This window comes from Iningainema tapete BLCC-T55 (genome assembly GCF_014698965.1).
In the GTDB taxonomy this organism is placed as follows: domain Bacteria; phylum Cyanobacteriota; class Cyanobacteriia; order Cyanobacteriales; family Nostocaceae; genus Iningainema; species Iningainema tapete.
Genome location: NZ_JACXAE010000098.1, coordinates 309452 through 321324, shown reverse-complemented (window position 1 = coordinate 321324; position 11873 = coordinate 309452). Strand labels below are relative to the sequence as shown.

The 11873-nt window shown below is 39.7% G+C and carries 8 protein-coding genes; 7 read left to right on the top strand and 1 reads right to left on the bottom strand.

Features of this window, described 5'->3' with window-relative positions; all coding sequences use genetic code 11:
- The 6 genes from ICL16_RS33490 to ICL16_RS45025 form a co-directional block, all read left to right on the top strand.
- Positions 1–1899 (top strand): DUF4114 domain-containing protein (locus tag ICL16_RS33490; RefSeq protein WP_190835881.1); only part of this gene is annotated, 1899 nt, incomplete at its 5' end.
- A 423-nt stretch (positions 1900–2322) separates the two neighbouring features.
- Positions 2323–3741 (top strand): C2 family cysteine protease, encoded by a 1419-nt coding sequence (locus ICL16_RS33485; RefSeq protein WP_190835880.1) that lies wholly within the window; start codon positions 2323–2325, stop codon positions 3739–3741.
- Between the two features lie 119 nt (positions 3742–3860).
- Complete coding sequence (locus ICL16_RS33480; RefSeq protein WP_238361071.1) at positions 3861–4010, top strand: type II toxin-antitoxin system HicB family antitoxin; 150 nt, start codon at positions 3861–3863, stop codon at positions 4008–4010.
- Positions 4011–4106: 96 nt separating this feature from the next.
- Positions 4107–4988, top strand: coding sequence for an isopenicillin N synthase family dioxygenase (locus ICL16_RS33475; RefSeq protein WP_190835879.1), 882 nt, complete (start codon positions 4107–4109; stop codon positions 4986–4988).
- A gap of 109 nt (positions 4989–5097) precedes the next feature.
- Positions 5098–6000, top strand: a complete 903-nt coding sequence (locus ICL16_RS33470; RefSeq protein WP_190835878.1) for a PEP-CTERM sorting domain-containing protein — start codon at positions 5098–5100, stop codon at positions 5998–6000.
- Between the two features lie 371 nt (positions 6001–6371).
- Positions 6372–6545, top strand: a complete 174-nt coding sequence (locus ICL16_RS45025; protein ID WP_202895835.1) for a hypothetical protein — start codon at positions 6372–6374, stop codon at positions 6543–6545.
- A gap of 84 nt (positions 6546–6629) precedes the next feature.
- Here the strand turns inward: ICL16_RS45025 and ICL16_RS33460 are convergent, their stop codons facing one another.
- Entirely contained in the window at positions 6630–8072 is a 1443-nt protein-coding gene (locus ICL16_RS33460; protein WP_190835877.1) for an MFS transporter, read from the bottom strand.
- Positions 8073–9037: 965 nt separating this feature from the next.
- Between ICL16_RS33460 and ICL16_RS33455 the strand changes: the two genes are divergently transcribed.
- Positions 9038–11803 (top strand): hypothetical protein, encoded by a 2766-nt coding sequence (locus ICL16_RS33455; protein ID WP_190835876.1) that lies wholly within the window; start codon positions 9038–9040, stop codon positions 11801–11803.
- The last annotated feature ends 70 nt before the right edge of the window (positions 11804–11873 follow it).

The following is an 11873-nucleotide window of genomic DNA, read 5'->3' as shown; positions in this document are numbered from 1 at the left end:
GAAGGCGGTAGTGCACAAAACTTAAGTGTAGGTATCGACTTGGGTGTTGACCCTATCCTCAACACTCCGATTCCCACCCCAGCTGATGCCACTATTACTCTGACTCCCGACGCTCAGCTAGATTTAGGTAATGGTGCGGGTCAGCCTTTGACTGTTACTATTCCGGCTGGGAGCACAGCGGCGACGCTGCAAAACATTCCTGTCCTCGCTGTTAATGACGGTGTGAGCGAAGGCAATCAGACTGGTACAATTAGCGCGACGATTTCAAGTAGTAACCCGATTCTCAACGCCCTGCCTGGGGTAAATCTCACTGCCAATATCAGCGATCCACCAACGTCACCAGCCACACCAGCCAAAATTACCCTGACCCCACTCACAGGTAATCTCACAGAAGGCGGTAGTGCACAAAACTTAAGTGTAGGTATCGACTTGGGTGTTGACCCTATCCTCAACACTCCGATTCCCACCCCAGCTGATGCCACTATTACTCTGACTCCCGACGCTCAGCTAGACTTAGGTAACGGTGCAGGCAAGCCTGTAAGCGTTGTTATTCCGGCTGGGAGCACGGCTGCAACCATTAAAAACATTCCTGTCCTCGCTGTTAATGACGGTGTGATGGAAGGCAATCAGACGGGTGCGATTAGCGCAACGATTACAAGTAGTGACCCGATTCTCAACGCCCTGCCTGGGGTAAATCTCACTGCCAATATCAGCGATCCACCAATTTCTGGAGGTGGTAGTTCTTCTGGAGGTGGTGGTTCTTCTGGAGGTGATAATTCTTCTGGAGGTGGTAGTTCTTCTTTTGCGATCGCACCTAACCTGATTCAAAACCCAAACGATTTCTTTACTGTACAAGGACCAGCCGGACAACAAGTCGTACTAGATTTTGACTTTGGTTCAGTTAATACGGACTTCTTCGACGAAATTGGGGTTTATACTGTTGATAACGCTCAAGGGACGATTAATGGTATTGCTCCTGGTGCTCCCGGTTATCTAGAAGCTGCGCTGAAAAATGCACAACCAATTTTCTCTGTACTCCCAGATACCAATAGTTTGCTACCCAATGCCGACTTTTTGCGTAATTTAAGTTTTAAAGCAGGCACAAACTTAGGGTTTTACTTGGTGCAGAATGGCACAGCCGCTGAGGCACTAGGGAGCGCTTCGACTCAGGGAACGCCTTCAAATGTTTTCTTCGGTTCACCCTCAGCTAATCCCAATAACACAGATTACTTACAAGTATCACCCTCAGGTGATGGGAGTTTTAATCTGAGTTGGCGAGATCAATCAGGTAATCAAAGCTTCAATAACGTCGTCCTATCAGTAGGAGCCTCAACAGAGTCAAGTCTACCCATAGGAACGCCATTGCAACAGACAACTAAGTTAGAACTCATTGACCTACTTGCTCAAGCCAATCAGCCAATTGAGTTAAACTTTAATATTGTCAGCGACGCTTTTTATAACAATAGTTTTGGTCTATATAAGATTGAAAATGCACAGGGCACGATTATCGATGAATTGACAGGTACCCAAATTAACCCAGGCGATGCAAACTATGCACAAGTCGCGCTTCGACAAAGTAAGCATAACTCCGAGCTAGGAGGCAATCGCAGCGCGTCAGGTTTACAGCAGTTGGACGGTGGGGCAATATATGCGCCTTACCTTATTGCCAATGGCACTAAGGATGAATTTCTGTCGTCAAATTCCACAAACCAGCCCGCTCAGGGAAGCGAAGGACAAGTTCCGCTTGCTTACTTTGCGTTTCTAGGGGCAAATCCCGACAAGGTTGACCACATGCGCATACTCGGCAACAACTCCTTCGCCTTTGAAGATATGTTTGCCGGTGGTGATAAAGATTTCAACGACCTTGTCGTCAAAACTAATTTTACTGTGCTTTCCTAATTGCCTCATTAGACATAGCAGTGAAAAATATTGTAGAGACATTCCATGGAACGTCTCTACAAGGTTTGCTTTCCATAGGGTTGACATGAAGCCAGAGCTATTGAAAAAGTAGGTGGGATAGCTAAAATCTGAGTCAAATACACCAAACCCTTTCTGCCCCGTCGCTTTTAGCAAAGTTTTTGACGATTGAAAATCTAAATGTGTAATTCTCTTTAAGATTAACTGCATATATACTTAATTTTATTAAAAACCTGTAATTAAAATCACGTATTTTTCACATGGCTGTTTGGGGAAAATCAACAGCAATATAGAACAAAGTTAATTCAATTTGAATTTAATAACTAACTATAAACCCTTGTATGAAGAGGGTTTAACGGGTGCATTTTGCCAATTTCCCTTAACTTTAGGATGCATTATATAGTTATGCCCGTTGATTATGCTGGAAACAGTTTAGGTACAGCAAGAATTATAAATGTTACTAATTCTAGCCAAGTTTTTACAGACTATATAAGTAGAATTGATAGCAATGATTACTATAAATTTAGTTTAACTGGTCGTAGTAGCTTCAATCTTGTCCTGAATGGGTTAACAGACAATGTAGATGTAAGACTGCTCAATGATAATGGTTCAGTAATTGCCAGTTCTACAAATCAGCGTAGAAATGCTGAATATGTTAACTCAACTCTAAATGCAGGTAATTACTACATTCAGGTATACAGAGTTCAGGATGCAAATACTTACTACAATTTGAAGGTTTCCAGCTCAGCGTCTTTAGACTGGTTTGAGCAAAATATTCAGGATACTGGTATACGTGCAGCAGCAAGATCGCGTTTTGCAGATAACATGATTGATCGCAATGATATGATTGCTATCCTTCGTGACGCAAAGGACTATGGCGTCGTTGATGGAACAGAACTAAAAGATTTACGTACTTTAGTCAGCAATGCCTCTTACCTGAAAATACCAGAGTATGTCCGAGTCTTAGCTCACAAAGTCGTTAATAGTGATCCTGCCAATCAGAAGTATCAGGGCAATACACTAGGTAATTTATCTGTCGGTAGTAGTGACAGACAGATGGAAAACCTGATTAATAAGTGGTTTTTGGGTGGCGATCGCCCACAAACCCCTTACACATATCAGTATGCTAGTGGTTCTCTGTTTCAGAATGGAGTTTCATACAGTGATGTGAAACAAGGCGATATGAATGATTGCTATTTGCTCACTGGTTTAGCGGCAACAGCTTCTTCGTCCCCAAGCAAAATTGAGAGTATGTTCATTAACAACGGTGACAATACTTTTACAGTCCGTTTTTACAACAAAGGGGTTGCTGATTATGTGACTGTAGATAGGTATTTACCAACTACTGCACAAGGATACTTCGTTTATGCAAATAAAGGTGACTATTACAACCATTCTTCTAACGAATTGTGGGTTGCTCTAGCAGAAAAAGCATATGCCCAACTTAACGAATCTGGATGGATATATCGAGATAACACTAATTCTTATAATGGTATTGGTAATGGTGGATATGTTAATGATGCGTTAGCACAAATCACCGGATACAGTACATCCTTTGGTAATCCGATCAACTTTTCTGCAATAGTCAATGCTGTCAATTCCGGTCAACTAATTGGATTAAGTACAAAGTCTAACACTGCACAAAATATAGTGTCTAATCATGCTTATGCCCTATTAGGTTACAATCCTGCCTCACAACAATTCACTTTATTCAATCCTTGGGGAATAAATAACAATTCCACAAAACCTGGTATTGTTCAATTAAATTGGAGTGAGATTCAAACAAGTTTTAATTACTGGGATGGGACAATAAACCGTGCTTAATGTTTCTACTTACATAATCTTTAACAAAATTTATTCCTCAATGAGTAAGTGATACGGTGAAGACCTAATAAGATTATAGTTAGATTCAAAACTTTTATTTGTTGTATCAAGGGCAAGTGATGCTTTACAAAGTTCCATTGCTACTCTCTCCGCAACCTGAAGGTGGCGTTACAGTCACATCTCCACTTTTACCAGAATTGGTTACACAAGGAGATACAGTCGAGGAAGCGTTAGAAAATGTCCGCTTCGGCATTGGCTGCTGTGATTGAAACTTATGAAGACTTAGGTCTTTGTAATAAGCGCTTCAGCGCTACTACAAGCCATTAATATTCATATAATTATCTGCAGTTAAAATCCCAAATTTTATGGTTAATATTCCCGTAATTGATTTTTCTTCCTTCACTCAAGGTGATGCAACAGCTAGGCAAATTATAGTTGAGCAAATATATCAAGCTTGCCATGAAATTGGGTTCATGTACTTGCAAAACCCTGAGATATCTCAAGACTTAATTGAGCAAGTATTTACTCAGAGCAAACACTTCTTCAGTTTACCATTAGAAGTCAAGCAACAGCAAGCTTGGAGTGATGAATTTAGCAATCAAGGTTATGTTGGTATTGAAAGGGAACGCCTTAACCCCAGCAAACCAGGCGATCTCAAAGAAGCGTTGAATATAAGTAATGCCTCTATATTAACACAAAACCCTTGTGTTCTCGCCTTTTATCAAGCTTGTACAGAATTGGCAAATCAAGTTTTGCAAGCTTTTGCCTTGGCATTAAAATTGCCAGAAGATTTTTTTGTCATTAGACATAGCGAACAAAATCATACTCTGCGACTACTACACTATCTCCCATTACAGCAACAAGTCAAATTAGGGCAGATTCGTGCTGGTGAACATTCTGACTATGGCAGTATTACCTTGTTGTTTCAAGATAATGTCGGAGGGTTGGAAGTGCAAACAGCATCAGGTGAATGGATTGCGGCTCTACCTATGCCTGGTACTGTGTTAGTTAATACTGGAGATTTGATGCAAAGGTGGACAAATAACGTGTTTGCCTCCACGAAGCATCGGGTAATGATTCCTAATGCCGATCGCTTGCAACAATCTCGCTATTCTATCGCCTTTTTCTGTCATCCTAATGACGATACGGAAATTGCTTGTCTGAATTGTCATCAAGAACATCCCCCAATTTTTCCTCCCATATTGGCAGGAGAGTATCTTTTAAGTCGTTTACAAGCAACGTATTAAAGTTTTTTTAAATACAGTGAAGCTATCCCAATAATTGCGGAATGACAATAGCGCTGTGTGTATTTTTGATTATCACTTAGATAGTCATTAAGCAGTATAAGAAAATTGTATGAAGCAATATGTGGGATTTGTGAAATTTTTACTCTCAGTTACTTCTTTGGTAGCTACTGCCATTGCAACACCTAGTCAAGCTGCTACTCTAGCAATTTCTCAAGGAGAATTAGATTTTACTAATTTTAGTGAAAGCTTCGCAGCAATTGAAAGATTAAATCAAGGTAATACCTTTGCTTTTACCAATGGTGGATTTGTAACTGTGCAAAATATTGATGCACAGACAAATTTTATCACTGAACCACCTGCTGCTTCTACTTCTGCTTTAAGTTTAGCTTTTGGTGAAAGTAAAGATTATTTTGGCTATTCAGAAACTGAAGCTAAAATTATTGGTAATTTTGATGTAGAAGCTGGTAGATCTTTTTATTTCAACTTTATAGCGGCTTTAAACCTGGAAACATCGATAGATGAATCACCAGCAGAAAATGCTGGCGCTACAGGAGATATTTCCTTTTTATTATTCAATACCACTGATATACAGGAACAAAACTCAGATTTTATCTCTATATTGTTAGCTAATAAAACTAATAATTTTGCCAAAAATCCTTTAGATTTCTTTTCTTTGACGGGAAACTTAGATACTTTAGGTAATAAGGATTTTATTACTTATCAAAAAAGCGCAAATGTAACACTTTTCAGTGAAGATAGCCAAGTGAATTTTGGCGATAATCAAGAATTTGCTACCGCTTTTATCAGTGGTTCTCTACAAAGATATTTTGCTAATCAAGCAAATTTAACTTTAGTAGCTTTAAGAAAAAGTCAAGTTAGAGTTACAGCCCCTGAACCTTCGATGAGCCTAGCTTTACTTTTCATGGGTGGTTTATTTGTGGGAGTCAGGAGACGGGAGACGGGAGACAGGAGTCAGGAGTCAGGAGACAAGAAGGTGAAATCATTTACTTAATACTACTTATATAATTAGGAGGATAGTGCTACACATTCCACGTAAGTGTGCTAATCTGTAGCAAGCCGTTTCACTGAAAAAATGAGTTACTACGATTTTGATGACCATTTTTGGTCGCCACAAACAGTATGTAGTCAATCAGCACCAATCACAAATAAAAAAATTACTCGTAAGAGTATATTAGTAGGGCTTTTGGGTATCATGTGTGTTGGTGTTTGGATGTTACTCCTATCCCAGCTCTTTGTTTTTGCTACCACTAGAGACGCGATTAATCGCGTCTCTACTGACAACCCTAGTAGCAATTGTTTTCTATTGAAACGAGAGGGCTTCCAAATCGATTGCTCTACTACGCAGCGATAGTAAGAGTGGAGATGCGACTACAGCGTGTCTCCAAGCGCGATCGCTCCCTTTTGTTAGATACAATCGAAGCAGCCTCACACGAAAAAACACTGTTACGAGCCAAACAGCTTAATGATGTGATTACATCGCCGTTTCTACCCAATTTTGTCTGTGAAGTAGCGCGTCTTTTTGTATCACGGGGTTAGGGGCAATCATCTAAAATCAGATCCCCGACTTCTTACAGAAGTCGGGGATCTAGTTTGCTCAAAATTTCTTACGTAAGATTTAAATCATTTTGCTTGTGTGGCAATTCCTACTTCAGGAAATAACATAGGGCGAAGCTTGAAGCGGGGAATATTTCGCACCAGTTCAATCATCGCCAGACTGCGTGGTTCGCGGACAAATACCAGAGGTATCAAAGCAACCAATCGCAACACTGCGGAAAGGGCAAATAATCCAGGTAAGCCACCAATAATATCCAACCCTGCTAAGAAACCACCTGCTGTTGCTCCCATTCCACCACAGACACCGCTTACAGCCGCAACTAAGGCAAAATACTGAGAAGGACGATTCAATGGCGCAACTTCCATCTGAATATTATTGTTGCACAAGTCAATTGCTGCAGAGAAACCACCCAAAGCTATGTGTATAAGTGGTAGCCATATCCAGACAGAAAGTGAGTCATTGCCAGCAGCCAACCAGAATAAGGGTGTAAGTGCGATCGCCATTCCCACAAACAATAGTAATGGACGATTTCCAATCTTGTCTGCTAACTTACCCCAGAAAATTAGCATGACTAAGTTCGCTCCAGCTAGCAAACTAGTATATAGTGTAACAGTGCTGATATCCAAACCTAAGTTGTCCAGCATGTAAAGATTAAAAAACGGTGTACTTAGGTTCATTGCGAACGTCCATCCACCAACATAGAGTAGAAACTTTAAGAAATTCACATCTTTAAGGATGTTAAATTTTTCAGACTGTACAGCAGCAATTTCTTTTTGCGGTAATTCACTCTTGTGAGTTTCTTGAGGATTTACATCTCTCATCCAAAACTGACATGCCAAACTTACCAACCCAACTACTACTCCCAGGGACAACAGTACTCCGTAACCAGCTATTTGACTACCATGCCAAGCACACAGGGCATATCCCAGTATTGGAGTACACACTAGATTAGTCAAACTAGCAGCACTATTACGCAAGCCAAAATACCTTCCCCGTAAACGTTGGGGAACTAAAGCCGCCATCCAACTGAACCAAGCGCAACCGCCTAAGGCTCCTAATATATGAGTAACTATAATTATTCCCAGTGTCCAATTTATTAACTGGTGTGGCTCGGTATTAGTCCAGCTAAACCAAGCTATTCCCCCTACTAAAATTAGCCATAGTAGCCGGGAAGGTGCGAATATTGTCATGGTATACCAATGGCGGCTCGATGAGCGATCGGCAAGATAAGCGCCCAATGGTTGAAGGAAATTAGCCAACAACGGAATTGATGACAACAACCCTATTTCCACAGGGCTTGCACCCAGTTGGAGTAGGAAATTTGTCAGCAATACACCGCCAGTAATGTTAGAAAAAACGGTGGCGAAAACTCCATCCAAGGTAGATGCTTTCAGGCTCGTCCGAATGCTTTGCTTGGTTTTCGATGGAAGAATGTTCGTTGTTACTACCGATGTAGATACAAAAAGAGGTTCTTGTACTTCTTGAGGCGCAAGAGTTAGGGTATTCACTGTAGTCAAATGAGGGAATCAGGTTGGACAAGCAAGTTGGGACTTTACCAGTGTCAGTTGTTATAACCTGACAATAATCTGGCAATTGGGGTTAGGGTAACAGTCTATAGAATGATAGATTTCGTTATCTATTAAAATAAAAATAGACATTATAAATCTATCTCAAGGCTCATGCCGCTATTGTTGACGACATGATAGGCTATGAAGATATGAAGAAAATTTCTTCGGTAACACGCCAACTAATGCACTTCATAAACTGCATAATTCGTCTTTCAATTTGTTAACTTTTGACTGTCAACAGGATGATCAAGGTGACTGTGCAATTAGGATAAGTGTTAGTTGCTGTCCCTTTCTGATAACATTCTTTATTTAGAGCGCTACGTTGCGGTAAAATTTATTAGCTAGCGGTCAGCTATGTATTAGCAAGTTGTCGCTCTTCCCGTCTGTTTAGTTTATACAAACTGTAGCTGGGGAATTTCGTAAATTAATTCCTTTACTAATTCAACATCCCAAAACCGACAAGCGCGAGGTTCTTGTGGCTTTATTGAGGGACTTATCGCCTTACTAGATAGAATATAGACTAGTGGAGACTAATAGCAAAATCATGGCGATTTTTTTAAGTATAATTACTTTTGACTTAATTTTAACTTTATAATCCTATCTATCCCCAATTGTAATCAGTTTGGCAATCACGAACAAGTTTTTTTTGCGATCTTCAAATATTTTTTTCCCAATCACACCAAGCACATACAATTAACCTGAATAATTCAAGTAAATTTATAAATTAATTTTGGCATCCCGACTTCTGCTTTAAAAGTATCGTAAATATAACATACTGTGAGAGAATAAACGAAAGAGTGCAAGTGCAACTACGCTCCTTGGCGTCAGAGAATTTTTCGGATTCTACATAGCCAAGCTTTTTTGAAATGGATCAGCATCTACATCTCGAATTAAACTCAACGCTTATGGCTCTAGATATTCACCCGCAGCTAGTAAACATCGACTGTGGGCAGCAGCCCAAGGGTTGCAACGGGAGCATTCCCAACGATACTAGTAGCTCTGTTGTAAATAATAAACAATCATCAGACTTTTTTGAGCCAAATCTCCAAGATTTCCAACCACCAAGCTATATCAGTCCAACAATTACTCCTTATTTGCTCAATCAGGTACTTGAGCAAAGACTGTTAGTACTGTCAGGGGATATTAACATAGATAAAGTTGGTTTAGTGCGTCACTTGGCATGGTATCTTCGCTCAGAGTTACAGAAGCGATCGCCACACCAGCTGTCTATCCCGATTAAGGAGTGGTATCGTAGTTTAGATTTATATTCTGACCCAGCACAAATACTATCCACAGAAATACAATCTACACCAACTACCACTATATATATTCTAACTCATACACTACCACAACATGTCAACTATAATTTGTTCCAACTGCAAAAAAGTGCTGATTTAAGTAATAGTTACGTTTTAATTAGCACAGATGTACCTCGTACTAGTTGGAATTTAGGTAAAACTGAAAGCAAATTTTGGTCAGACTTATTAACAGAGGATTTAGAAGATATTGCACAAAACAACCAGAAAATACTGAAACAATGGTTTCACAACGAGCTTCAACCCCGCGAACAACTGCTAGCATTAGGATTAAACTTCTTTGATGGTCTTTTTGACGATCAATGCATGGCGGGAATATGGAAATTAGTTGAGCATGAATGGCATCGGCGTGACCAATCACTGGTAGGATTAGATTACTGCGATTTCCATAATTTACAAACTTTTTTCCGTTTGGTGGAAATACCAGAGCAGAAAGCCAAAAAATTTGAAAGTAAGCTTTCTTTTCAACGTAAGACATTGTTTGAGGTAGCTTGGGATAGTTACAGAGTCCGCATTCAAACAGCACTACCAGTAATGGTAGAGTTAGTAAAAAGTTCTGTTGGCAAGAAATATGAAGCGCAAAAAGTATATGGTATTCCAGTAGAACAAAATTTGTTTGGTAGTGAGTTACGACGTAACCAACTACGCGCAGTAATTGGTGAAGCAATTAGTGATATCGGTTTAATAGATAGTAGAGAAGTTCAAGAAACTTTACTTGCTTTAGCATCTCATAGCAATCTTGGTGTGCAAGCAGTTGCAGCTTTTGCGATCGCACGTTGGCGCGAGTATGGCTATGATAAACAAATGTTTGACACTTTGAACTATTGGAAAGTACAAGCAGAAAAAAAAGGGGAAAAATCTGACAATATCTTGTGTACAATAGCTCTAACAATAGGGTATGCTGCTAAGGATGATGTACCGCAAAAAGGCGACGGTGGACTTACACCAGAACTTTACGATTTACTGAAAGAGTTATCTCACCATCCTAGCAAACTAGTGTGTACTCGCTTAGGTCAATGGACGTTAAAAATGTTAGTACCATTGCATCTAGAGCAGCTAAGGGATTTGCTGCACGACATGACGCAGAACACAAATTTAGTCAGATGGATTAGTGAAAGTTTAGCGCTTGCTGCTGGCAAAAATTCTGAGCTTGTTTTTAGCATACTTGATTCATGGCATCAAGAAAGTAGCGATCGCCAATGTGCAGCTTTATTAGCAACTGTCGCACTTACCTGTGTATATATTATCTGTAATCCCAAGATTGATGAACTCACACTTAACCAAGCTTTCACACATTTGCAGGTAATTATTAAAGAAGAACAGCATTTTTGGGAATATCAAACAATTGTTAAAGAGATTTGCCATCACATCAATAGCAAAAATTTTGTCCAAATCGAACCTAAGTTGAAAGAGTTGGTTGCTTGGGTTAGTGTTGCAGAAAGTAACGAGATTATCAAAACTCTCGTCAAGATTTATAGTCAACAAAAGAAAGCGGGTGTGACAACAGTAACAAAATGTAGCCAACTGCCCTTATGGATTAGTCAAGAGCAACCAACTGCGATGGAAGAAGCAATGTTGCGTTGGCTCAAGAGTGAAGATAAACCGGCTGCACAAATAATTGGCGCTAAATTGGCATTAGGTGAGGAACTAAATTTCTCCAGTCCTCAAGATGTACTCAAAACTCTCAAAATATGGTATGAAAAATGCAAAACAGACTATCCTCCAGAATATGAAGTGTTGTTAACGGCAGTAGGACTCATCGCCATTGAAATATTGTGTGATTCTAGAACTAAAACAGCATCAACTACTGAAGAAGCACGCAATTACCTACACAAAATTCTCTCACAAGAAACACTTCTATTTGTCAGGAGAAGTATTGTTAATGCAATTTGTCATCAACCAGAGCAAAGATTACTACAAATGGAACGTCACTTGAAATCTTTGTTCCCTAATTTTTCTGCCGATGAACTAAAACAAATTATCGCTGCACTTGAGCGAGCAAAAAATAACAGTCAGCCTCAAGAAGAAAGTAACAAAAAGCTTTCTTTTTCTACTAAAAGTAATGAAAATGAAACAATTACTCCTACACAAACACAACCTGCGGTTGAGCGTGTAATTGTGCCCACACCAGAGAAAAGTTTAAATCAGAAAAAATCAGCAATTAATATAGGTAGAAAAAACTATGTTTTATATTATAAAACACTGCCACTAGTGTTGTTGATCAGCGTGACAGTCAGTCTTTTATCTTTGTCAAGTTACTTAATGGCAAGTTTCATCCGTAACTCAATTACACCCACACAACAACCTCTTCCTAGCTCCAGACTAGAACCTACTTATAACACCCCAGAAGTTTGAAGCACCTCACCGTGAGTACGCCTTGAACTCAAGTTCAAGGCTTATAGCTCGCATTCCGTTAAAACGGACT

Coding starts and splice junctions, on each gene's coding strand:
- ICL16_RS33480 (WP_238361071.1), top strand. CDS start 3,861: ATGCTTTACAAAGTTCCATTGCTACTCTCTCCGCAACCTGAAGGTGGC.
- ICL16_RS33485 (WP_190835880.1), top strand. CDS start 2,323: ATGCCCGTTGATTATGCTGGAAACAGTTTAGGTACAGCAAGAATTATA.
- ICL16_RS33475 (WP_190835879.1), top strand. CDS start 4,107: ATGGTTAATATTCCCGTAATTGATTTTTCTTCCTTCACTCAAGGTGAT.
- ICL16_RS45025 (WP_202895835.1), top strand. CDS start 6,372: ATGCGACTACAGCGTGTCTCCAAGCGCGATCGCTCCCTTTTGTTAGAT.
- ICL16_RS33470 (WP_190835878.1), top strand. CDS start 5,098: ATGAAGCAATATGTGGGATTTGTGAAATTTTTACTCTCAGTTACTTCT.
- ICL16_RS33455 (WP_190835876.1), top strand. CDS start 9,038: ATGGCTCTAGATATTCACCCGCAGCTAGTAAACATCGACTGTGGGCAG.